The sequence below is a fragment of the Streptomyces sp. NPDC013457 genome (genome assembly GCF_043089925.1).
GTDB lineage: Bacteria > Actinomycetota > Actinomycetes > Streptomycetales > Streptomycetaceae > Streptomyces.
In genome coordinates this window covers 15,386-37,673 of the sequence record NZ_JBICBL010000017.1, presented here as the reverse complement: position 1 = coordinate 37,673, position 22,288 = coordinate 15,386, and the positions used below count along the sequence as shown (strand labels likewise).

Genomic DNA, 22,288 nt, shown 5'->3' with positions numbered 1-22,288 from the left:
GTGGGCCGTCCTGGGCTGCTCGTCATTCGGTGACGCGCACCGCGAGCGCCGGTCTGATGGCGGCCGCGCGCCGGGCCGGCCCGATCGTGGCCAGGAGTGATGCGGCGAAGGTGGCTGCGGCCAGGACGCAGATGCTGGTCCATTCGACAGGGAAGCCTCCTTCGAGGCCCTCGAACGCGGCGTCGTTGCTGTACATCAGCCAGGTGGTGAGCACGCCCAGGAGGGAGCCGAGCACGATTCCCTCCACGGCGATGAAGGTGCTTTCCCACAGGAAGGACCGTTGGACGGTCCGCGCGCGGAAGCCGAGGGCGCGCAGGATGCCGATGGTGCGTCGGCGTTCGCGTACGGATCGGACCATGACGACGCCGAGGCCGGTGATGCCCACGCCGAGGCCCAGGGCGAGGAAGCCCTGCATGAGGCGGAAGAAGGCGGTGCTGGAGTCGAACTGTCGGCGGATGTCCGACTCGATGGGTGTGGCGACCAGGCTGGACGAGAGCTGCTCGCCCTGCAGTCGGGTCGCGAGGGCGTCGGGGGAGATGCCGGGGGCGGTTCTGACCAGTGCGGAGGCGTTCTGGGCCTGGGTGCCGAAGAGCCGGCGTGTCGCCTGCTCGCTCGACACCACGGGGTAGGTGGTCGAACTGGCGCCGGTGCCCGGGTAGAAGACCAACCCGTTGCTGAGCACGCCGGCGATGACCTTCTGTTCGCTGCGGCCCGTCCGGGGATCGGTCAGGGTGAGGGTGTCCCCGGGGTCGTAGTAGTCGCCGGCCGGGCCGCCCGTGCTGCCGAAGAAGGCGTCGAGCACGACGTAGCGGGGGTCGGAGGCGAGGGCCTGCCACACGGCGGCGTCGTTCTTCAGGCCGGGCAGCCGCTCCCGGAACGTGATGCCGGTGATCGCTCCGTCGGGCACGCCGACGACGGCGGTGTCCAGTGGCTGAGGGGTGCGGTGTCCCGGATCAGTGGCCCGCCCTGTGGCGTTGAGCAGCGGTGTCACGGCGGCGATCCCGGCCGCCGACGGGCCGCTGCGGAGATCGGAGAGGAGCCGGTCGCCGGCGACCTGCGGGTTGTAGTCCAGTCGCAGGGAGTATCCGGCGGTGGCATCGGCGACGACTCCGTCGACTCCGGCGCGGAGGATGCCCGAGATCTCCGTCAGGAGGACGAGGACGAACACGATCAGGGTGTACATCACCAGCGTCGCGCCGGTCCTGAACCGCTTGGCCAGGGGGTACGCCACGGCGAGCCGCGCCGCCAGACCGCCCTCCGTCGGGCGCTGGAGGAGGCGTCGTACGGGACGGAGCAGGGTCTTCTGGTTGTCGCTGACGAGCACCACGGCGGAGAAGGCGGCCAGGGCGCCCTGGATGACGTAGACGGACATCGAGGGTGTGTCGAAGATCCGGGGGCGGATGACGGGTGCCAGGAGCGTCCAGGCGAGGACGGCTCCCGCGACCAGGGTGGTGACCGTGTGACGGGGGAGGACACGCAGCAGTGCAGGGGTGGCGAAGGCGAGGGCGAGCGCCGGCATGAGGTACGTCGCGTCGGGCTGGCTGCGTGCCACGGCCGGGACGGCCGCGAACGCGCACAGGACGGCCAGGGTGCCGGAGACCGCCAGCAGCCGGCGTCGCGGTCCCTGCCCGGGTGTCGTCGGGAGGTCGCGGATCGCGGCGATGATGTTGAACCTGCTGATGCGCACGCTGGTGGCCAGGATGGCGGCAAAGGCGATCAGCAGGCCCATGGCCAGTCCGTTGAGGACGCTGGTGGGCGTGATGGCGAACGCGATGCGGATGCTGCTTCCGCCGACCGACCAGCCCTGGAAGATCTGCGCCGCCACGACGGCGACGCCCCAGCCGACGGCGACCCCGATGGCCACGCCCGGCAGCGCGGACAGCAACGCGTACGTCGCCCCTTCGAGCGTGAAGGACCCGACGAGCCGCGAGCGCTTCATCCCCACGGCCCGCACCATGCCCATCTGGGGCTTCCGCTCCTCGCCGAGCATCACGAAGATGTTCACCAGGAGCAGTGCGCCCGCGATGATGCTGAAACTGCCGATCATGAGGAACAGGGCTCCGAGGGAGTCCCCGGCCTGCTTGGCGTCCCGCAGGACCGTGTGCTTCGGCGTCTCGATCGCCGTCTGGCCGGCGAGCGGGCCCAGAGCCTGCCGGATGTCGGCTGTCACCTGGTCGGTCAGGGCTTCACCGCTTTCGACGCCGCCTCGGTTGGAGACGAAGGTGACCGAGCGAGGCTCCGCTCCTGCGGCCCGGGCGGCGGAGTCCAGGGTCCCCGGTGCCAGGAACACGTCGCGGTTCAGACGGCCACCGAGGCCTACACCGGCCAGGCCCTCTTCCGGCACCACACGTGCGATCCGGTACGTCCCCGGAGCTCCGAACAGGTACAGCGTGACCGGATCCCCGGCCCCCACGCTCAGGGACCGGGCCAGAGGCTCGTTGACCACGACCTGGCCGGGATTCGGATTCGGTCCGCCGAGTCCGGAATCCCCACCCGGTGCGCCGAAGCGGGCCGCCTTGTCGAAGTCCATCTGCCAGGCCAGGACACGCGGCTCTGCGGCCGTACGGCCGTCGGTACGGGTGACGGCGGATGCCTGGGTGGCCTGGACGTGCAGTACTCCGTCGACGTCAGGGTCCCCCGCCAGGGCGGCCAGCCGCTCGGTGACGGCGCGCCCGGTCGGCCCGGGGGGTGCGACGACGCGCTCGTCCACCGGCCCCAGGGTCCGGTACGCCTCCTGTCGTACGGAGAAGTTCAGTGTGTCGCCCACGACCAGCGCTCCGATGACGATGGCCGTTCCGAGCATCGATCCGCCGATCACCAGCGCTGCCTCGGTGCGCCGTCGGGCGACCTGCCGAAAGGCCAGCCGCCGTGACACCGGCTGCCGGACGGCGACCAGCACCAACGCCACGAGAGCCAGCGCGAGGGCTGCGAGCAGCGGGATGAGGAGGTTCGGGTACATGGTCAGCCCATGGGGATGTCGGGGATCGCGGCCGGGGCGGTGACGGTCTGGCGGACGTCGTCGACCAGTTGCCCGTCGCGCATCCGGATCAGTCGGGGGACGCGGGCGCCGATGGCGCTGTCATGGGTGACCAGGACGATCGTCTGGCCCTCGTCCCGGTTGAGCTCGCACAACAGGTCCATGACCTGGTCGGCCATCGCGGTGTCGAGGTTGCCGGTGGGTTCGTCCGCCCACACGATGGCCGGGCGTCCCGCCAGGGCGCGGGCGATGGTCACCCGCTGCTGTTCACCGCCGGACATCTCGCTCGGACGGTGCTCGATCCGGTGGCCGAGGCCCACCCGGTCGAGCATGTCCAGAGCCCTGCGACGCGCCTCACGCGGCCGGGTGCCCACGAGCAGCAGGGGCAGTTCGACGTTCTCCACCGCGGAGAAGACCGGTATGAGATTGAACGCCTGGAAGACGAAGCCCATGGTGTGGGCCCGGTGCTCCGTGCGCGCCGCGTCCGACATGGCGAACAGGTCGTGGCCGTCGACCTCCACCCGGCCTCCGTCGATGTCGTCGAGCCCCGACAGACAGTTCAGCAGCGTGGTCTTTCCGGAACCGGACGGTCCCATGACCCCCACCATCTCCCCGTGGCGCACGAGGAGATCCAGGTCGATCAGGGCCGTGACCTCCACGGAGCCCGTCCGGTAGATCTTGCGTACCCCGGTGGCGACAAGGAGCGCCTGGTCGGTGTTCATGCTTTTCATACCAACCTTCGGAAGGAACTGGCGGCTACGGCCACTCAGGCCCGGAAGAGGGGCCGAAGGGCCCACTCGCGGCGCGTCACCGCGACGCGCGGCCCGCTTGAGCGGCTTCGCCGCCATGGTCAGGCGTCCACCGTCGCCCGGGAGCGCCGCCGGACGGCGGTGGCGGCCAGGGTTCCCGCGCCCGTCGCGGTGACGGCGAGGAGGACGAATCCCCACGTGTAGTCGTGCGCGACGCTGTCGACCGCTCCCATCACCAGGGGTGGGAAGAAACCTCCGAGACCGCCCGCCGCCCCGACCACTCCCGTCACCGAGCCGACGCGCTCGGCGGGAACCAGACGTGCGACCAGCGCGAAGACCGCCCCGGACCCGGCTCCCAAGCCGGCGGCCATGCCGAAGAACGCCGCCGTTCCCACGGGGACCAGGTCCGCCTCGAACGCCGCGACCACGGCGCACACCGAAACGATCCCGTACGAAACCGTCAGTACGGGTACCGGATGGGTACGGTCCGACAGCCAGCCGCCCACGGGCCGCATCGCCACGGCGAGCACGACGAATCCCGCGGTCCTCAGTGCCGCGTCGGAGCGGCCGAGCTCGTAGGCCCGGGTGAGATAGGTCGGAAGATAGACGCTGAAAGCGACGAACCCGCCGAAGGACACGGCGTACAGGAACGCCAGCTGCCAGGTGGCCGGCGTACGCACGGCCAGGGCGGTGCGCGAGAACAGCGACCCGGCAGCCGTCGCCCGCCCCGGCCTGTCGCGCAGCAGGAACCAGGCCACTCCGGCGTACACCGCGAGGCCGACGGCCACGAGGTCGAAGGGGAAGGCACGACCGACGGCGTCGGCGAGCTGGACGGTGGTGAACGCCGACAGGGCCGTGCCCCCGGTGCCGATACCGAAGATCCCGAGGGCGACGCCCCGCCGTGCGGGTGGGTACCAGGCATTGACGAACGGCACACCGACGGCGAAGGCCGTTCCCCCCAGCCCGAGGAGGAAGCCGCCCGCGAGCACCTCGGCCAACGAGTCGGCCAGGTGACCCAGGTACAGCACGGGGAGGATCGTCAGGGCCGCGACGAGGGGGAAGACTCGCCGTGCCCCCCAGCGGTCCGTCAGCGCCCCCGCCGGAATCCGGCCGAGCGCGCCGACCACGACCGGAACGGCGACCACCAGCGACTGCTCGAAGGAGCTGAGGTCCAGGTCGTCCCGGAGCCGTGGGCCGAGGGGTGCCAGCAGCGCCCACGCCCAGAAGCAGAGCGCGAACCCTACGGTGGCGAGGAGCAGCATCTGCCACGGCCGAGGCGTATCCGTGACCGGCCGGTTCCCCGTGTCCCGGACCATGGTGGCCTCCTGGCGGTGATCCGCATGGGCGGCTTGAGCCCTGCTGTTCCCCACCCTCCGGCAGGCCGTGATCCCGGCTCCAGGGGCCACCCGTTCTCTTCAGCGACCGTCCGGCCCCCCGCCAGGGACCGGTTGGCCCTGTGCGCGGGCGTTCTGGCCGGGCACGGTGGGAGGGGCGGACGGGCCCGAGGCAGGGGAGTCCCTCTCCTGCGGGCCAGGCCGCCGGGAGTGTGAGTGGCGATGTTGCTCTGGTACGGCGACGGCATGAACGGCTGGGGCTGGTTCGCCATGTCGGCCGGGATGGTGCTGTTCTGGGGCCTTCTCATCACCGTCGCGGTGATGCTCTTCCGCACACTGGACCGCGCCGCGGAACGGCCTCGGGGTTTTCGGCCCAGCCACCTCGGCCCAGCCACCTCCGCCGAGCAGATCCTGGCCGAGCGACTGGCGCGCGGTGAGAGCGACGAGAAGGAGTACCGTCGGTGCCTGGCCGCCCTGCGCAACGCGAAACCGTGAAGCCCGTGACCGGCCGTGATGCGGGCGGGGGCGCGGCCGGTCACCCTGGGAGCATGACCGGTCGGATGCCCGAGGAGCCGGGCCCACGCCCCGACGCGCTCCGTGAGCTGACCGAACGGCACGGACACCGCGGGGGGCTGTTGCCGGCCGCGCTGGAGCGCGCCAGGTCGGGTACCGCGGATGGGCCCGCGGCATGGGCGCCCCGAGTCGCAGAGGCAGTCGGACTGCCGGCCGCCGCAGGGCTCGGCCCCGCCACCTTCTTCGCCGATCTCGCCGCCCCGCGCGGCGAGCGGCATGTGCGGGTGTGCACCGCGACGGCGTGCTTCGCCGCGCGGGGCGGTGAGCATCTGGCAGAGGTCGAACGCGCTCTGGGAGTGGTGGCGGGCACGGTCGACGAGGCGGGTTCGACCTCGCTGCAGACCGTGCACTGCCTCGGCTACTGCTACGCGGGCCCTGCCGCCCTCGACGGCACCCTGCCCCGTATGGGCCCGGACCTTGCCGACCAACTTGACGGGCGGACGGAACCACGCGCGCCGGGCATCCCGGCGGCCGACACCACCGGGACGCCCGTCCTGCTCGCCGGGATCGTGGGAGGGCAGCCCGCCTGGGACGTGTGGCGCGGGGTGGTGGCCGGGCGGCGGCCCGAGGACGTACGGGAGGAGATCGTAGCCTCGGGACTGCGGGGGCGAGGCGGCGCCGGATTCCCGGTGGCCGACAAGTGGGCCGCAGCGGCGGGAATGCCGGACACGGTCGTCGTCGCCAACGGGGACGAGGGCGACCCGGGCTCGTACGCCGACCGGCTGCTCATGGAGGAGGACCCCGAGCGCGTCCTGACGGGACTCGCCCTGGCCTGCTTCGCCTGCGGCGCCCGACGCGGGACCGTCCTCGTACGCTCCGAATATCCGAAAGCCATGGCCCGGTTGCGCCGGGCGGTGGAGCGCGCGATGGAGGCGGGGGACCTGGCCCCCTCGATCGAGGCGGCCGGTCCGCGGCCGTTCGTCGAGATCGTCGAAGGAGCCGGTTCCTATGTCGCCGGCGAGGAGACCGCCCTCATCGCCCGCCTCGAAGGCGCTCGCGGCTGTGCGCGCCCTCGGCCCCCGTACCCCACGGACCATGGTCTGTGGGACGCGCCGACAGTGGTCAACAACGTGGAGACCCTCGCGACAGTGCCCTGGATCGTCGCCCACGGCGGAGCGTCCTATGCCCGGCGCGGCGTACCGGACGAGACCGGCACCAAACTGGTCTGCCTGTCCGAGCGCTTCACCCGGCCCGGCGCCTACGAGGTCGAACTCGGCACCCTCGTGGACGAGATCGTCACCCGGTTCGGGGGCGGCCTCAAGGGCGGCCGCGAACTCGTCGCCCTCCAGATCGGCGGGCCCCTCGGCGGCTTCCTCGCCGGGCACACACTCGACGTCCCGCTCACCACGGCAGCGCTCGCCGAGCACGGCGCCGCACTCGGTCACGCCGGCATGGTCGCCTTCGACGCCGACACCGATCCGTACGAACTCCTTCGGCACATCTGGGAGTTCGCCGCCGACGAGAGCTGCGGAGCCTGCTCGCCCTGCCGGGTCGGCACCCGGCGAGGGCTCGAACTCGCGCAGGGCCGGCGCGGGTCGGGGGAGACCTACGAACGACTGGCACGGCTGCTGAGCGAGGCCAGCCTCTGCGCCTTCGGCCGCCGCGTTCCCGCCGCCGTCCGCAGCCTGGCCCGCGCCTACGGGCCGGCTCTGGAAGGATGGGACCGATGACCCGGCTCCAGGTCGACGGCGTGTCGGTCGAACTGCCCGCCGGGGCCTCACTGCTCGACGCGGTACGTGCCGCCGGAGCCGAACTGCCCACCCTCTGCCACGACGACCGTCTCCGGCCGGCCGGCTCCTGCCGGACCTGCCTGGTCCGCGCCGACGGGCGGACGGTCGCCGCATGCGTCACGCCCGCGACGTCGGGCCTCACCGTGGACACCGCCGCCGAGGGCGTACGGAACCGGCGCCGGGACGCGGTCGCTTTGATCGCCTCGGCGCTCCCACCGCACGCGCTCGCCGACAGCGCGCACGGTGAACTGGCCGAGACGTGCCGGACCTTGGGGATCCCGGCGGACACCGCAGCCGGCGAGCCCACGCGCGGGCGGGACGAGAGTCACCCGTACGTCCATCTCGACCAGGACCTGTGCATCGCGTGCGGGCGCTGCGTCCGGATGTGCTCCGACGTCCAGGGAACCTTCGCGCTCACCCTCACCGGACGCGGGGCCGACACGGTCGTCGCCCCGGGAACCGGCGGCCCCTGGGCCGACTCCGACTGCGTGTCCTGCGGCGGCTGCGTCGACACCTGCCCGACGGGGGCGATCACCCAGCCCGGACCCGGTCAGGGCCTCACCTCGCGGCAGACCCCCGATGACCGCGTGCGCACCACCTGCGGCTACTGCGGAGTCGGCTGCACCCTCGACGTCGTCGTCCGCGAGGACCGTGTCGCCGCTGTGCTCCCCGCCCGGGACGGGCCCGTCAACCGGGGCCACGCCTGCGTCAAGGGCCGTTTCGCGTACGGATACCTCAGCTCCGCCGAACGTCTCACCGAGCCCCTGATCCGGGAGAACGGCGAACTGCGACCGGCGACCTGGGACGAGGCGGTGGCCCGGATCGCGGACGGCCTGCGCGCTGCCGTCCTCGACGGCGGCCCCGACTCCGTGGCCGCGATCTCCTCCGCCCGTGCCACCAACGAGGAGAACTACCTCGTCCAGAAGTTCCTGCGTACCGTCATCGGCACCAACAACGTCGACAACTGCTCCCGTCTCTGCCACGCCCCATCCGCCGCAGGACTCACCGCCTCCTTCGGACGCGCCGGCGGCACCGACCCCTTCGACGACGTCGAGACCGCCGACTGCCTCATGGTCGTCGGCGCCAATCCCGTCGAGGCCCACCCCGTCGTCGGAGCCCGCCTGCTTCAGCGGGCACTCGCAGGGGCCTCCCTGATCGTGGCCGACCCCCGTGCCGTGGGCCTCGCGCACCATGCCGACGTGCACCTTCGTCCGCGCCCCGGCACCAACGTCGCCCTCTTCCACGGCCTCGCCCACGTCCTCCTCGACGAAGGCATGACCGATTCGGGCTTCCTCCGCGATCGCGCCACCGGGCTGGACGAACTCTCCGGCCTGCTGGCCGACTACCCGCCCGAGTGGGTCGCCGAGATCACCGGCGTCCCCGCCGACGACATCAGGAAGGCCGCCCGGCTCTACGGTCGCGCGAAGCGGCCGGCCGTCCTGTACGGACTCGGGGTCACCGAGCACCTGCACGGCACCGACGGGGTGCGGACCCTGGCGAACCTCCCCATCCTGCGCGGCGCCGTCGGCGCAACCGGCCGCGGGTTCGGCATCAGCCCCCTGCGCGGCCAGAACAACGTCCAGGGCGCCTCCGACATGGGCGCCTTGCCCGACCTCCTTCCGGGCTACGGCCGTGTCACCGACCCGGAGGCCCGCGCTCGCGCCGAGGCGGTGTGGGGCCGGGCGGTACCCGAGCGGCCCGGCATGCGCATCCCCGAGATGTTCGCGGCCGCTCGGGAGGGACGGCTGCGGGCGCTGTGGATCATCGGAGAGGACGTGTGCGCGACCGATCCCGACAGCCGGCGGGTCGCGGAGGCCCTCGACGCCTGCCCGCTCGTCGTGGTCAACGAGCTCTTCCTCGGCGAGACCGCCCACCACGCCGATGTCGTCCTGCCCGTGGCCTCCTGGCTGGAGAAGGACGGGACCTTCGTCAACTTCGACCGCCGCTTCCAGCGCGTACGACCAGCGGTGGCTCCGCCCGGCACGGCACGCTCCGACTTCGAGGTCGTGCATGCCGTAGCCGAAGCCCTCGGTGCCGACCTGCACTGCCCCACCCCAGCGGCGGCTCTCGCAGAGTGCGGACGTGTGACACCCCTCTTCGCCGGTCTCTCACACGAGCGGATCGACCAGGAGGGTGCAGTTCCCTGGCCCTGCCCCGCGCCGGACCGGCCGGGCGAACGCACTTTGTACGCCGACGAGTTCGCCACGCCCGACGGGTGCGCCCACCTGTCGGCGGCCCCCTACCTGCCGCCCGGCGAGGAACCGGACCAGGACTATCCGCTGGTGCTCGTCACGGGGCGCCGATGGGCCCACTACAACTCCGGGAGCATGACCCGGCGCGGCGGCAACCTTCTTCTCGACGCGTCCGACCGCCTGGACCTCACCCCGGAGGACGCCGCCCGGTTCGGTGTCCGGGACGGCACCCCGGTCAGTGTCGAGAGCCGCCATGGACAGGCGCGACTCGTCGCCCGCGTCGGGACGGAACTCGCTCCTGGGCAGGTCTTCTGCGCGTTCCACTTCCCGGCCAGCGGCGTCAACTCCCTCACCTCGGAGCACGCCGACACCGTGACCTCGTGTCCGGAGTACAAGGTCACGGCGGTACGGCTGCGTCCGGCTGCGTCCGACGACTGATCGGCACCGAGCTCAGGAGTGGGGAACGAGGGCCACGGGCACCGGGCTGTGATGCAGGACGGCGTGCGCCACGCTGCCGATGTGCGCGCCGAGCTTCGAATGGCGGGTACGCCGCCCCACCACCATGAGGGAGGCTTCCCGGGCGACCGCCACCAGTTCGAGTCCGGCCGATCCGACCGCCACGCGGGCGACCGCCTCGACGTCGGGATACTTCGCCCGCCAGGGTTCCAGCATCACCTCCACCGAACGCTTGATCTCGGGCACCATGGAAAGCCTGAAATCCGGGACCATCGCGGGCCCCATTCCCGCGTGCAGCGGGAGCTGCTGGACGTACACGACGAGGACCTGGGTGTGCCGTCGCGCGGCTTCCTCGAAGGCGAAGCCCAGCACGGAGTCCACGGGCTGCCGCACGTCGGCCCCGACCACGACGGGGCCCCGTGCGGTGCTCGCCGCGGCCCTCACCAGTACGACGGGTCGCTCGACGGCACCGGCGACCGTCAGGCCCACCGAGCCGACGAGGTAGCCGGCCACGCTGCCGAGCGCCCGGGAGCCGAGGACCAGCAGCTCGCCCTCCTCGGCCGCGGCGACGAGACCCGGCACGGGGCTGGAGGGCAGCACCTGGGAGGTCACGGACAGGCCGCGATGGCGCTCGCGCAGTTCACCGGCGGTGCGGGCCATCATCTCCCTGACCCACGGCTCCTCGGACTCCCACTCCACGAGAGACAGAGCGGACCCCGGTACCGGTTCCTTCGCATACACCAGATGCACGTCTGTGCCGCGCAGCAGCGCCTCCTCGGCCGCCCACTCCGCAGCTGCCTGGGCCTGCGCCGTGCCGTCCAGGCCGACCACGATGCTCCGCGTCATGATCGTTCACCTCCTCGATCGGTGTCATCGACGTCGTACGTGAGACGGGTGCAGGAGACCGAGACCACGCCGTCCACGGTCGCGCACATGCGCTCGATCGCCGGCGCCATGCCCCGGAAGGACGGCCTCCCGCCGAGCTCCACCCGCCCGTCGTGGACTTCGACGGCAAGGCAGGCAGGTTCGAGACGCAGCGTGTCACCGAGCACGTCCTCGACCGCCGTGGCCCTCACGCAGGTGTCGGTCGACCGTCTCGTACCCGATGTCGATGCCGCCGTCCGGAAGCCCGGCGCGCCGGGACCGCTCGCGTCGCCAGGAGAACGTGGCCCGGGCGCTGTCGTAGTCGGGCATGACCGGTGCCACCCACAGGGAGTTCATCGCGGTGGCTCCACGTCGAGCGCGAGGTTGTCGTGGGCGTACTCGATCGATTCGTGCAGGGCGACGACTCCGTCGACCGAGCGGCAGAGCCGCACGATCACGGGGATGTCGGCCCGCTCGTCGACCCGGCCCGTCAGCATGACGACTCCGTCGTCGACGGTCACACGGATCGTGTCCGGAGCGAGGCGCAGGGTGTCGGCCAGGACGTCGTGCTCGATCTCGTCACGGATCGCGGTGTCACCGCGCAGGAAGGGCCGCAGCAGGTCGCTGCGGCTGATGATCCCGACGAGCCGACCGGTCTCGTCGGCGACGGGAAGCCGCTTCACTCCCTTGCGGTGCATCGTCCGGGCCGTCTCGACGAGATTCCAGTCCGGCTGTGCCGTAACGGCCGGCGAGGTCATCAGCTGGGCGGCCGTCTCCGCGTCGGGCAGCCCGCGCTCCTGGGACAGCAGCCGGACGCCCGCCCAACGGCCCTCCAGGTCGGGGAGCTCGGCGGTGGCCCGAAGCAGGTCGGCCTCCGAGACCACGCCGAGCAGGCGTCGGCCGGGGTCGACGACCGGGACCGCCGAGACGTCGTGTTCGGCGAAGAGCCGGGCGATCTGCTTGAACGGGGTCTGGGGGGCGGCGGTGACAACGTCGTGGGTCATGACCTCGAAAACCGTGCGGTGCTGCATGACGGTCCTCCTTCACGGGACGCGGTGGCCCCGGTAGATCTCACCCTGCCGCGCGGGGCCGGCCCTCGAGCAGTGCCGAATGGTCCCCTTCCGGGACGGTCGGCCCTATGACGAGCGGCCGATCGGAACGCATGGTGGAAGGGCAGAGCGCCGCCGGTCTCGGGAGGGCCGTGGCCGGTCGCTCGGGCCGGGAGGCGAGGAACATGGGTGCGACCGGAACACGGCAAGGCCAGGAGATGCCCCACGCCGGGTTGTGGGCTCGCGTCGGCGACCGGCTGATCGTGGGCGGTTCAACGGTCGGGGACGAGGGGCGTGACGGTGAGATCGTCGGGCTGCACCATGCGGACGGCACTCCCCCCTTCGACGTCCGATGGTCGGAGACGGGCCGGGTCACTCTGGTGTTCCCGGGCCCGGACGCGCGAGTCCAGCACTTTCCGCCGCATGACACGAAGGCCGCTTCCGGGTCGTGAACTCCGCCGACGCGTCCACCACGCCGGGCACTGCCCGGGTCAGGCGCAGGGCCAGATCCGCCGGAACGGACTGAGGCAGGCTTCCGGAGAGCGTCACCGCGCCGTCCTCGACCCGTACGGTGAGTGCGGCGTCGCCTTCGGGTGATCAAGTGCATGAGGAGTTCGTGCCTCACGTCCTCGGCGAGTTCGGCGTCGGAGCGCAGGTAGACCTTGAGCAGGTCGCCCCGGCTGACGACACCGACCGGGCGGCCGTCCTCGTCCACCACGGGAAGCCGCTTGAGACGCCCACGCCCCATCAGCCGCGCCGCCCCTGCGATCGTGGCACCGCGCGGCACGGTGACGGCCGGCGCCGACATCAAGCTGCCCGCCGTCACCGAACCCGCGCCGTCGCGGTCCTCACCCGGAACCTTGCCGAGCACGTCCGCCTCGGACACCACACCGACCACCCGCCCCTCGGCCGACAGCACGGGAACCGCGCTCACACCCCAGCGCCGCATGGACTGGACGATCTCCTTGACCGGTGCGTCGAGCCTGGCGGAGACCACCGCATGGGTCATCACGTCGTCGACGGTACGTGGGTGCTTCATGACCGGCCTCCGGTACGTCTGCGCCCCGAGTCCTGTTGCTGCGAAGGTCTCGCCGCCGGGCGGCGGACGACAAGGGCCGAAAGGGGCACGTCGGGACCCGGGCAGCCCTGGTACGGACCGTCGACCGGTGCTCTCCTGAAAGGGAGGAGGGGCCTGCCCCAGGGACGCGGGGAAGCGGCTTCGAGCCGCGCACCGCGCGATCAGGATCCGCGAGAAGCGGATGGGCCCCTCCTCCCGCCCTGTCTCCGCGTCGTCTCCACGGCGTGGTCCGGGCGGGCGGCGACCGGGACCGACCCGCCCCACTCTGCTCCTCCAGCCCGGTGCGAGCGTGGCAACAGGCCATTTCACGACCTGGAAAGGCGGTGGGCACGATGGAATCGCCCCTGGTGGTAGGAGTCGACGGGTCCGACGCCAGTCTCACGGCCTTGGACTGGGCCGTCGACGAAGCGGTACGGCACACGCTTCCCCTGCGGATCGTCCATGCCTCGATGTGGGAACGGTACGAAGGAGTCGTGCCGGCCTGGACCACGGACCGCCCCGCAGGCCAGATCCTCGCCGAGAACATCGTGGGCGTCGCGGCCGAACGTGCCCGGCTTCGCGCACCCGACCTCGACCTTGCCACGGACGTCCTCGCCGAGGACGCGTCCACCGCGCTGCTCAGGGAGGGGCGGGAGGGCACGCTCCTCGTCGTAGGGTCCCGCGGGCGCGGCGAGTTCGCCGACCTTCTGCTCGGATCCGTCAGCCTCATCGTGGCCGCCCGGGCCAACTGCCCGGTCGTCGTCGTCCGCGGGGACCGGCATGCCCTGGAGGCACGCCACGGGCGCGTCCTGCTCGGCGTCGGGGACCACGACGTGGACTCGCCGGCCGTACGGTTCGCGTTCCGGGAGGCGGAGGTCCGAGACGCGGAACTCGACGTCGTTCGTACCTGGCGACGGCCGGCCCATGAACCGGTCGACCATCTGCTGATGACCGGCGACGGTGGAGCCCACCTCGCGGAGAGGTCTGCCGAACTGCTCGACAAGGCCCTGGAGGCCGCCGCCTCTCAACATCCTGGGGTGCACCTGCGTAGGACCACGTCCGAGGGCTCGGCCCACCGAGTGCTGACCGAGCGCTCCGCCGCCGCCGACCTGCTGGTCGTCGGGGCCCGGCGCCGTGACAGGCTCGTCGGTCTCGAGCTCGGCAGGGTCGCCCACCGCGCCCTGCACCATGCCTCGTGTCCGGTCGCCGTCGTGCCCCAGCGGAATCCGGATACCACCGAAGGAGGCCGGTGATGAACACGGCCCGTGACCCGCATGCCTCGCACCCCACGAGCGACCTCGGACGCCGTGTCGCGGCAAGGCGCACCCGACTCGGCCTGTCCTTGGAGGAGGTGGCCGAACGGGCCGGCTCCACGCCCGGATACATCTCCTACGTGGAGGAGCAGATGCCTACCCCGGGGATCGAGTTCCTGGTCCGGCTCGCCAACGCTCTGGAGACCACTGTCCAGGCTCTCACCGGGTACACGGCGGACCTCGCGCCGGGAGGAGCCCGCGCCGGGTACCGGGCACGCATGGAGGAGATCGGCGAGGCCGAATGCTGGGAGCTGCTCGACGGCCACGGCGTCGGCCGGGTCGCCGTCGAAGGGCGGGACGGGCTGATGGTGGTCCCCGTGAACTACCAGGTCGTCGACCGGGCCATCGTCTTCATGACTGCACCGGACTCGGCCCTCGTGCGCGCCTCGGCGTCCGGCGCGGAGGTCGCCTTCGAGGAGGACCGTATGGACGAAGCCTTCAGCCAGGGCTGGAGCGTGCTCGTCGTCGGTCCGGTACGCACTGTGTCGGACGAGACCTCGGTACAGATGTTGAAGGACGCCGGCCCCCCGGAGCCGTGGGCCGGGAATGGGCGCGACACCTTGGTGACGCTGTCGCCGCGCCGGGTGACCGGCCGCCGTATCCGCGTGCCGGGCACGCCCGGCACGCCGTCCGGGTCTGCTGACTGAAAGCCGCCCCATAAGCGGTCCGAGCGTAAGCGGTCCGAGCGCCGGGCCGGCTCGTATCCGCTGGGGCGGCGTGCCCGTACGCCTGAGCCGTGGGACCTGGTGCACACTGCCGACATGGCCGAGGACGAGGCGCGGCTCAAGCCCCCCGAGTCGCTGTTGCAGTTGATCGACAATCTCGCGCGGTTCCATCGCGAGCATGAGGAGTACTACTCACAGGCGCCGTTGCGGCAGGCCGGCGAGCTGCAGGCGCGGTCGCGTGCGCTGAAGGCACTGGCCGACCGCTGGAGCGTGATCGGCGCGGGCGAACAGGCGTCCACGATACCGTTCGCCGGCACTGAGGACCTGAATGCCCCCGGGCTCACCGCGGAGTCGGGGATTCTCTTCATGGAAGGGGAGGGTGAGCCGGCCGAACTGCAGAGACTGAAGCGTGAGGTCGGGCTGCTGGCAGACGACCTCGAGCAGACAGGTGGCTGGCTGGCCGGGGCGATGGAGCAAGCATGGGAGATGGCGGGAGGTTTGGCCGCCTATCCCGCGCTGGCCGACCTGCTCGGGGAGCGGCACCGGATCATCGCCGACGACTGGCAGTCGGCGGGCCTGCAGGCTCTGGTCGCGCGGCTGCTGCGACGCGCCCTTGACCTGCTGGCCCGTGTCGACTTCGCTCCGGCGGCGCTGCGGGCCGAACTGGGCGGCGAGCGGACGGCCCCTTCCTACCTCTATTCGGCTTCCGAACTGCTGGACCGGGCGGCGGATCTGATGGTGGAGTCGGCGACGCTGGTGCACGGCAACGAGCGACGCTGGCGCGTCTTCCGCGCCCGGGTTCGCGAGTTGCAGTCCTCGTAGGCGAGTCTCGGAGGGGCGCGCGCCGCGCGGGATAATCACGGGTGTCGGTCCGTCAGCCGGCGTGGAGATCTCGCGCATATGGGTGATCTCGGCGGTCCGGGTTTTGATGATCTAGAACACGGGGAGAGACGGCGTCCGTCCGTTCGTGGACGGCGACGGCGGATTCGCCGCCGTCCACTCACATCAAGGGGACGACGGCGCCCGGCGCGGGGCTGTGGTGGATGACCGCGTGGGCGACATGACCGAGATGCGCGCCGAGGGGGACCTTCCGGCTCCGGCGTCCCACGACGAGGAGTTGCGCGGTTTGTGACGCCTCGACCAAGTGGTACGCGGGCGGGCCCACCACCGCCTCGGCCGCCACGGCTACGCCCGCGTACCGCTTCCGCCAAGGTTCGAGCAAGTCGTCCAGTCCCCCAAGGAAGCGGCCGCCCAGCTCCTCGCCGATCCCCGGGTCTATGACGACCGCATAGCCGTACGAGGCGGGCAGCGTCCAGCTGTGCAGGAACCGCAGCGGCGCGCCCCTGCGGGCCGCCTCCGCGAACGAGAACGCGAGCAGGACTTCGCACGGGTGGTAGATGTCGACACCCACCACGATTCCCCTCTGTTCCGTCCGTGGTCCGGATCGGAGAGGACATCCCGAACTTCAGGCTGGTGCTTCCGTGCCTCCCGGCAGCAGGGCCGGGCAGGTCTCGATCGGGGCCGAACGGCCCATCCCGAGGAAGCCCACCACGGTGTCAGCGTGGGAGGTGTCGCCCCTCGGGAGGTGCTCCCGAGCCCCGGGCGTACACCGGAGGAGGAACCATGACCAGCGAGATCCCCGCTCGACCGGAGCTCGGCAACGTCGTCGTGGGAGTCGACGGGTCCCCCTCCGGGCGCACGGCCGTGCTCTGGGCCGCCGCCGAGGCGGACCGACGGGGCAGGACCCTGCAGCTCGTCCACGCCGCCGACACCGACCGCAGGGCCCTCTTCGCCGATGCCGAGACGATCCAGGCGGTACGCGAAGCGGGCCGCGACCTGCTGATCGAGACCGCGAGCACGGTCCAAGAGCGCTTTCCGGACCTTGCCGTCACGAAGGAACTGAGCCGCCAGGAGCCGGTCGCCGGCCTCCGGGCGACCGCCGTCAACCGGGGCACGATCGTGGTGGGCAGCCGGGGGCTCGGCGGATTCTCGGCCCTCATGCTCGGATCCGTCGGTCTGGGTGTGGCAGCCCGCTCCGACGTACCCGTGATCGTGGTCCGTGGTGACGGCGATCGTCCCGCGTCGGGCTCGGTGACAGCGGCGGTGCACGGCGCTTCGGATCTGGGCTGGCTGCTCGTCGCGGCTGCCGAGGCGGAGGCCCGCAAGGCGGCATTGCGGCTGGTGAGCGTCTGGAACCTGCTCACCCACGTCGGCAGCGTCGCGACCATGCTGGATGACCTCGACGAGATCGCGCGCCAGCGCGTTCAGGAGGTCAAGGCGCTCGCCGACCTCGTGCGTGACTTCTACCCTGAGCTCGTCGTCAGCCCTCACGTCGAGACGGGCACGAGCACGCCCGGGATCCTGGTGGAGGCGAGTGCCCACACCGATCTGCTCGTGATGGGCAGAGAACACCGTGTTCTGGGCGCGGGGCCGTCCCTGGGGCGCGTCGCCCATGTCCTGCTCCACCACGCCCACTGTGCGGTGGAGATCGTCCCTCCCGCCTTCGCCACCCGGATCGAGGAGACGTGAACGACATCCTGCTCGGAGTCGACCCTCGGGAGCAGTCCGTCCCTGCTCTCGTCTGGGCCGCCGACGAGGCCGTACGAAGAGGACTGGCGCTCCGCCTGGTCGTCGCCGTGCCGCCCGCCCACGACGGGCTCCGGTACGACGCGCTCGCCCACCAGAGCGCCCTGCGCCTCCGTGGGGAGTCGGCGATCGCCGACGCGGAGGACCTCGTACGGGAACTCCACGGCGGTCTGCGGATCGCGACGGAACGCATGAACGGTGTGCCCGCGGCCGTGCTCCGCGACATGGCGCGGCACGCCGCACTCGTCGTCGTCGGCTCGCGCCGTCTCGGCAGGGTGGCCGAGGTGTTCAGCGAGAGCTCCGTGGTCGTCCCGCTCACCGCGCGTGCCGACTGTCCCGTCGTCGTGGTCCGCGTTCCCGAGCACACCTCCGTGCACCCACCGACCCTCGTCGTCGGTGTGGACGGAAGCGAGTCCTCACAGGCCGCGATCGCCTTCGCCGTCGAGGAGGCGAGTCTGCGCGAAGCACGACTGCGCGCCGTCTGGGTCTGGCCCCCTTCCGTCCTCGCCCACGACGATCGGGGCGACGGTCTTGCCGAGCGCCGTCGGCTGCTGGCCGAGTCGGTTGCGGGGTGGGCGGAGAGGTATCCGGACGTCGCCGTCTCCCAAGAGGTCCTTCGAGGACACCCGGTCGAGCAACTCGCCCTGGCATCCCAGGAGTCCCTCGCCCTGATCGTCGGCCGAAGAGGCCGTGGCGGCTACTCCGGCATGCGGCTGGGGTCGACGGTCCACGGCCTGCTGCACCGCGCCATGTGTCCGGTCATCACCGTTCCCCTCCCACAGCGCGGAGGGCGGACCGCCGACCCGGCATCGGCCGACCGGTCCCGTTCCCGTGCGACCGACCGGCCCCGGCCCGGTGACCCGCTCGGCACTGGGGCGCGACGACCTCCACGCGGGACGGTGGGTCGAGAAGACGACCCCGGTCCGTCCGCCGGTTCTCCGGAGAGGTGAGCACCATACAGCGCATCCGGATCAGCCCCTGGCCCCGCCAGCCCCGCAGGGCGAGCCCCCTCGATCTGCGCACCCCGTCCGGCCGACCGCTCCCGTACTGAGGACGCCCGAGACCACGGAGGATGTCATGGGACCGACGCGACGCGTCGTACCGTTCACGGAGCTGGGCCGGTCGGACGTCGGCCGGGTGGGAGGCAAGAACGCCTCGCTGGGGGAGCTGACCAACCGGCTCGGTGCCACGGGCATACGCGTACCGCCGGGCTTCGCCACCACCGCCGAGGCGTCCGAGGAACCTCTCGCGGGCCGCGGACTGCGCGACGCCGTCGAGGAGCAGATCGGCCGCCTGCACCAAGGGGCTCCGCTCGACGAGGTCGGGGCGGCCATCCGTTCTCTCTTCCTCGCGCAGCCACTGCCCCCGCCTCTGCGGGACGCCGTCCTGACCGCGTACGAGCGGCTGGCCGAGGAGAGCGGCCGGGAGGCACCTGAGGTGGCCGTGCGCAGCAGCGCGACGGCCGAAGACCTGCCCGAGGCGAACTTCGCAGGTCAGCAGGAGACATTCCTGAACGTCCGCGGCACCGATGCGCTCCTGGAGGCGTGCGGGCGCTGCTACGCCTCCCTGTTCACCGACCGGGCGATCGACTACCGCGAGCGGATGGGCTTCGACCACCTCGCCGTCGCCCTCTCCGCCGGCGTCCAGCTCATGGTCCGCTCCGACCTCGCCGGGGCCGGAGTCGCCTTCACCCTCGACCCGGAGAGCGGCTTCCCCGAGGTGATCGTGGTGAGCGCCGCCTGGGGCCTGGGCGAGACCGTCGTCAGCGGCCAGGTCGACCCCGACGAGTACACCGTGTTCAGGCCCAGCATGAAGGACCCCGCTCTGGACCCCGTGATCGATGTGCGGATCGGCAGCAAGCGGCTGACGACCGTGTACGCGGACACCGGGCTGACCGGCACGGTCGACACCCCCGATGCCGATCGGACCCAGCGGGTCCTCGCCGACGCGGAGATCCGCGAGCTCGCCGCGTGGGCGGCCGCTGTCGAGGAACACTACGGCTGCCCGATGGACCTCGAACGGGCCGAGGAGGGCCTCACCGGCGAACTCCGGATCGTCCAGGCGCGCCCCGAGACCGTGCAGTCCCGCCGGCGGTCCACGACCCTACGCCGCTGCCGGCTGACCGTCGTCCCTGACGAACCCCTCGTGGAGGGCATCGCGGTCGGCGAGGCGATCGGCCAGGGTCCCGTCGTAGCCCTCGACGCCCCTGTCGACCTCGACCGCGACCGCTTCCCGCAGGGCGGGGTCCTCGTCGCCCGAGTCACCGACCCCGACTGGGAACCGGTCATGAAGAGGGCGTCGGCGATCGTCACCGACCACGGCGGACGCAGCGGCCGGCCGCCCTGCCGGACTGTGCGGGCAGCGGCCCAGCGACGATCCGGCGTTCACCGCGATCCTGGTTGCCGCGGGACTCGACTCCATCTCCGGGGCGCCGGACAGCTTCGCAGCCGTCAAGCGTCACGTCGCCCGAGCGGAGGCGACGCCCGAGACCGACGCTTGACGAAGGGAGGAGTGACCATGCCCAGGAAGACACGGAACCGCGTCGCCCGGGGAACCGGGCCGTGGGCCCAGCCCGCTCGACAGAAGGTCACGGACACGCGGTGTGGTTGCTACCTGGACCACCGGCCGCCCGCCGAGGGGGCGAACGGGCGTCCCAGGCGTCCGGTCCACACCATCAGGGTGTCGACGCTCTTCCTCTGACCAACGGCGAATCCGCCGGATCGTGAGCAGGGGGGCCTGAAAGGAGGACGCGGCCATGACGACCGCAAGGGAAATCATGCACACCGGTGCGAGCTGCGTGCAGGAGAACGAGAGCCTGCTGGACGCCGCACGCCGTATGAGCGAACTGGATGTCGGCGCACTGCCCATCTGCGGGCCGGACGACCGGCTGCACGGCATCATCACCGACCGGGACATCGTGGTGAAGTGCCTCGCCAAGGGCAAGGACCCTCACCACATGACGGCCGGGGACCTCGCTCAGGGCAAGCCGGTCACCGTGGACGTGGAGGCCGACAGCGAAGAGGTGCTCCGCACGATGCAGGACCACCACATTCGCCGCGTGCCCGTGATCGACGACCATCGCCTGGTCGGCATGATCAGTGAGGCGGACCTGGCGCGGCACCTGCCGGAGGAACGCGTGGGCCACTTCGTCGAGGAGATCTGCCGCTGACACCACCCGAGCCGTGGCGCCATGGGCCGGTCGGTCCTTCCCGGTGCGGCCCGTTCGGCCCCGCCGGACAGCCCCCTTGGACGCTGCGCCACATGACCTCGCGGGCGGACGATTGGGTTACGGAGTCGGACCGCGGGCCCCGTACCCCGATCCGCCGCCTGTCCGCACCGCCTCGGGTCCACGACGACCGTCCTGGGCCCCGAAACGAGGAGCAGAACAATGGCCGGAGGCAAGGTGGAACGCAGGCACAGCCTCTTCCCCGACTTCAACGACTTGTTCAACCGGGAGTTTCCGGGGCTGCCCGGGTGGCGACCCGCGACGGCTGCTCACTCCATTCCGGTGGAGGTGACCAGCGGTGACGGCGCCTACACACTGCGGGCCGAGCTCCCGGGTATGGACCCGGACAACGACATCAGCATCACCGTCGACGACAACCTCATCACGGTGAGCGCGGAGCACAGCGAAGGCACGGAGGACAAGGAGCACTCGGAGTTCCGCTACGGATCGTTCCGCAGGACGGTGCGCCTCCCGGGCACGATCCCGGCCGACGAGGTGGAGGCGTCGTACGCGGACGGCATCCTCACCATCCGCGTCCCGATGCCCGCAGAGGAGACCACGTCCGTCCGGACCATTCCGGTGAAGCGGAGCGACAAGCCGGACGCGGGAGCGGCGCCATGAGCGCCAAGCGCGTCCTGGTCGCGTACGGAAGCAAGGCCGGCGCGACCGCTGGGATAGCCGAAGAGATCGGCAAGACCCTCCGGGAGGACGGCTTCGACACGGTCGTTCTTCCCGCCGACACTGTCACCGACGTGAGCGGCTACGACGGAGTCGTTCTCGGCGGAGCCCTCTATGCCGGGCACTGGACCGGCAAGGCACGACGGTGCGCGCGGCGCAACGCCGAACAGCTCAGGCACCGGCCGCTGTGGTTCTTCAGCAGCGGGCCGGTCGACAGTTCCGCGGACGGCCACGACATCCCGCCCGTACGGGGCGTGGCCCGGCGGATGGAAAAGCTCGGTGCTCGAGAGCACATCACTTTCGGCGGCTCTGTCACGGGCGAGACGTCGGACCCGGTGGCCCGGCACATGGTGAGCCGAGGCAAGGGCGGAGACTTCCGCAATCCGGACCGGATCCGGGCATGGGCCCACCACATCGGAACGGAACTCGACGCCACCCCCTGAGCGGTGCCGCGGATCCACTGCCCGGCCACCCCGGGGAGGTGCGGGATGTTGCACCACGAGCCGTCGGGCAGCGGGAGCGCCCTGCTGCCGAGGGGACCTTTCGGGCGTGCCGCCCTGGCCTTCGTCCTGATCATGGCCCTGGTCTGCGGTGCCGTGGCCGCCGGCATGCTGTGGAACGCCGGATCCAGGGCCGATCGTGAGCTCGCCGTCCACCGTCACCAGGTCCGGGCGACCACCACAGGCCCGGCCGAAGACCTACCCGTCGCGACTCGCTACGGCGCGAAGCCGCAGGCCGTCGCACCGGCGGTGTGGGAACAGCCCGTGCACGTCCCTAGGTCCGGGAACATCCACGTCCCGCCCGCGACGTCCCAGGGGCGCGCCGTGACGATCTGGGTG

Annotated in this window: 20 protein-coding genes and 3 pseudogenes; 14 read left to right on the top strand and 9 right to left on the bottom strand. The window is 71.7% G+C overall.

Features of this window, described 5'->3' with window-relative positions; all coding sequences use genetic code 11:
- Positions 1-22: 22 nt before the first annotated feature.
- The 3 genes from ACF1G2_RS33825 to ACF1G2_RS33815 form a co-directional block, all read right to left on the bottom strand.
- Complete coding sequence (locus ACF1G2_RS33825) at positions 23-2,959, bottom strand: ABC transporter permease (protein WP_391801982.1); 2,937 nt, start codon at positions 2,957-2,959, stop codon at positions 23-25.
- A gap of 2 nt (positions 2,960-2,961) precedes the next feature.
- Positions 2,962-3,699: an ABC transporter ATP-binding protein gene (locus tag ACF1G2_RS33820; protein WP_391801981.1), complete on the bottom strand. Its 738-nt coding sequence runs from the start codon at positions 3,697-3,699 to the stop codon at positions 2,962-2,964.
- Between the two features lie 128 nt (positions 3,700-3,827).
- Positions 3,828-5,042 carry a nitrate/nitrite transporter gene (locus ACF1G2_RS33815; RefSeq protein WP_391801980.1) on the bottom strand — a complete coding sequence of 405 codons (1,215 nt, stop codon included), beginning with the start codon at positions 5,040-5,042 and terminating at the stop codon, positions 3,828-3,830.
- Positions 5,043-5,282: 240 nt separating this feature from the next.
- Here ACF1G2_RS33815 and ACF1G2_RS33810 point away from each other — a divergent pair, with 240 nt between their 5' ends.
- From ACF1G2_RS33810 to fdhF, 3 genes are read left to right on the top strand one after another with little or no spacing between them, the layout of a single operon-like run.
- Positions 5,283-5,555 (top strand): SHOCT domain-containing protein, encoded by a 273-nt coding sequence (locus tag ACF1G2_RS33810; protein WP_391802034.1) that lies wholly within the window; start codon positions 5,283-5,285, stop codon positions 5,553-5,555.
- A gap of 53 nt (positions 5,556-5,608) precedes the next feature.
- The gene (locus ACF1G2_RS33805) at positions 5,609-7,303 is read left to right on the top strand and encodes an NADH-ubiquinone oxidoreductase-F iron-sulfur binding region domain-containing protein (protein ID WP_391801979.1); all 1,695 of its coding nucleotides are present in this window, start codon (positions 5,609-5,611) and stop codon (positions 7,301-7,303) included.
- A complete protein-coding gene (gene fdhF / locus ACF1G2_RS33800; RefSeq protein ID WP_391801978.1) occupies positions 7,300-9,993 on the top strand; it encodes a formate dehydrogenase subunit alpha in 2,694 nt (897 codons plus the stop codon). The genes ACF1G2_RS33805 and fdhF overlap by 4 nt, the downstream gene beginning before the upstream one ends.
- Before the next feature lie 12 nt (positions 9,994-10,005).
- On the opposite strand, the gene ACF1G2_RS33795 is transcribed toward fdhF, so the two are convergent.
- The 3 genes from ACF1G2_RS33795 to ACF1G2_RS33785 form a co-directional block, all read right to left on the bottom strand.
- The gene (locus tag ACF1G2_RS33795) at positions 10,006-10,857 is read right to left on the bottom strand and encodes a universal stress protein (protein WP_391801977.1); all 852 of its coding nucleotides are present in this window, start codon (positions 10,855-10,857) and stop codon (positions 10,006-10,008) included.
- A gap of 195 nt (positions 10,858-11,052) precedes the next feature.
- Entirely contained in the window at positions 11,053-11,232 is a 180-nt protein-coding gene (locus ACF1G2_RS33790; RefSeq protein ID WP_391801976.1) for a hypothetical protein, read from the bottom strand.
- Entirely contained in the window at positions 11,229-11,906 is a 678-nt protein-coding gene (locus tag ACF1G2_RS33785; RefSeq protein WP_391801975.1) for a CBS domain-containing protein, read from the bottom strand. Before ACF1G2_RS33785 ends, ACF1G2_RS33790 begins: the two co-directional genes overlap by 4 nt.
- A 251-nt stretch (positions 11,907-12,157) precedes the next feature.
- On the opposite strand from ACF1G2_RS33785, the pseudogene ACF1G2_RS33780 reads away from it, so the two are divergent.
- Positions 12,158-12,337, top strand: a pseudogene (locus ACF1G2_RS33780) (DUF1918 domain-containing protein); the annotation flags it as partial.
- Here ACF1G2_RS33780 and ACF1G2_RS33775 read toward each other — a convergent pair.
- On the bottom strand, positions 12,297-12,473 hold the full coding sequence (locus ACF1G2_RS33775) for a hypothetical protein (protein WP_391801974.1): 177 nt from the start codon (positions 12,471-12,473) through the stop codon (positions 12,297-12,299). The pseudogene ACF1G2_RS33780 and the gene ACF1G2_RS33775 sit on opposite strands and share 41 nt — an antisense overlap.
- Before the next feature lie 166 nt (positions 12,474-12,639).
- Positions 12,640-12,933, bottom strand: a pseudogene (locus ACF1G2_RS33770) (CBS domain-containing protein); the annotation flags it as partial.
- A gap of 401 nt (positions 12,934-13,334) precedes the next feature.
- Here ACF1G2_RS33770 and ACF1G2_RS33765 point away from each other — a divergent pair.
- The 3 genes from ACF1G2_RS33765 (at position 13,335) to ACF1G2_RS33755 (ending at position 15,781) form a co-directional block, all read left to right on the top strand.
- Positions 13,335-14,234, top strand: coding sequence for a universal stress protein (locus ACF1G2_RS33765; RefSeq protein ID WP_391801973.1), 900 nt, complete (start codon positions 13,335-13,337; stop codon positions 14,232-14,234).
- The gene (locus ACF1G2_RS33760; RefSeq protein ID WP_391801972.1) at positions 14,234-14,941 is read left to right on the top strand and encodes a helix-turn-helix domain-containing protein; all 708 of its coding nucleotides are present in this window, start codon (positions 14,234-14,236) and stop codon (positions 14,939-14,941) included. The genes ACF1G2_RS33765 and ACF1G2_RS33760 overlap by 1 nt, the downstream gene beginning before the upstream one ends.
- A gap of 114 nt (positions 14,942-15,055) precedes the next feature.
- Positions 15,056-15,781: a hypothetical protein gene (locus tag ACF1G2_RS33755; protein WP_391801971.1), complete on the top strand. Its 726-nt coding sequence runs from the start codon at positions 15,056-15,058 to the stop codon at positions 15,779-15,781.
- A 178-nt stretch (positions 15,782-15,959) separates the two neighbouring features.
- Here ACF1G2_RS33755 and ACF1G2_RS33750 read toward each other — a convergent pair whose 3' ends face one another.
- A complete protein-coding gene (locus ACF1G2_RS33750) occupies positions 15,960-16,370 on the bottom strand; it encodes a universal stress protein (protein WP_391801970.1) in 411 nt (136 codons plus the stop codon).
- A 212-nt stretch (positions 16,371-16,582) separates the two neighbouring features.
- On the opposite strand from ACF1G2_RS33750, the gene ACF1G2_RS33745 reads away from it, so the two are divergent.
- From ACF1G2_RS33745 to ACF1G2_RS33715, 7 genes and pseudogenes are all read left to right on the top strand, one after another.
- A complete protein-coding gene (locus tag ACF1G2_RS33745) occupies positions 16,583-17,488 on the top strand; it encodes a universal stress protein (RefSeq protein ID WP_391801969.1) in 906 nt (301 codons plus the stop codon).
- Positions 17,485-18,495 carry a universal stress protein gene (locus tag ACF1G2_RS33740; protein ID WP_391801968.1) on the top strand — a complete coding sequence of 337 codons (1,011 nt, stop codon included), beginning with the start codon at positions 17,485-17,487 and terminating at the stop codon, positions 18,493-18,495. The genes ACF1G2_RS33745 and ACF1G2_RS33740 overlap by 4 nt, the downstream gene beginning before the upstream one ends.
- Before the next feature lie 127 nt (positions 18,496-18,622).
- Positions 18,623-19,861 (top strand): annotated as a pseudogene (locus ACF1G2_RS33735) (PEP/pyruvate-binding domain-containing protein); the annotation flags it as partial.
- A gap of 34 nt (positions 19,862-19,895) precedes the next feature.
- The gene (locus ACF1G2_RS33730) at positions 19,896-20,045 is read left to right on the top strand and encodes a putative PEP-binding protein (RefSeq protein WP_391802033.1); all 150 of its coding nucleotides are present in this window, start codon (positions 19,896-19,898) and stop codon (positions 20,043-20,045) included.
- A 255-nt stretch (positions 20,046-20,300) separates the two neighbouring features.
- Entirely contained in the window at positions 20,301-20,714 is a 414-nt protein-coding gene (locus tag ACF1G2_RS33725) for a CBS domain-containing protein (protein WP_391801967.1), read from the top strand.
- 219 nt (positions 20,715-20,933) lie between these two features.
- A complete protein-coding gene (locus ACF1G2_RS33720; RefSeq protein WP_391801966.1) occupies positions 20,934-21,392 on the top strand; it encodes an Hsp20/alpha crystallin family protein in 459 nt (152 codons plus the stop codon).
- Positions 21,389-21,892 (top strand): flavodoxin domain-containing protein, encoded by a 504-nt coding sequence (locus ACF1G2_RS33715; RefSeq protein ID WP_391801965.1) that lies wholly within the window; start codon positions 21,389-21,391, stop codon positions 21,890-21,892. Before ACF1G2_RS33720 ends, ACF1G2_RS33715 begins: the two co-directional genes overlap by 4 nt.
- Positions 21,893-22,288 lie beyond the last annotated feature (396 nt).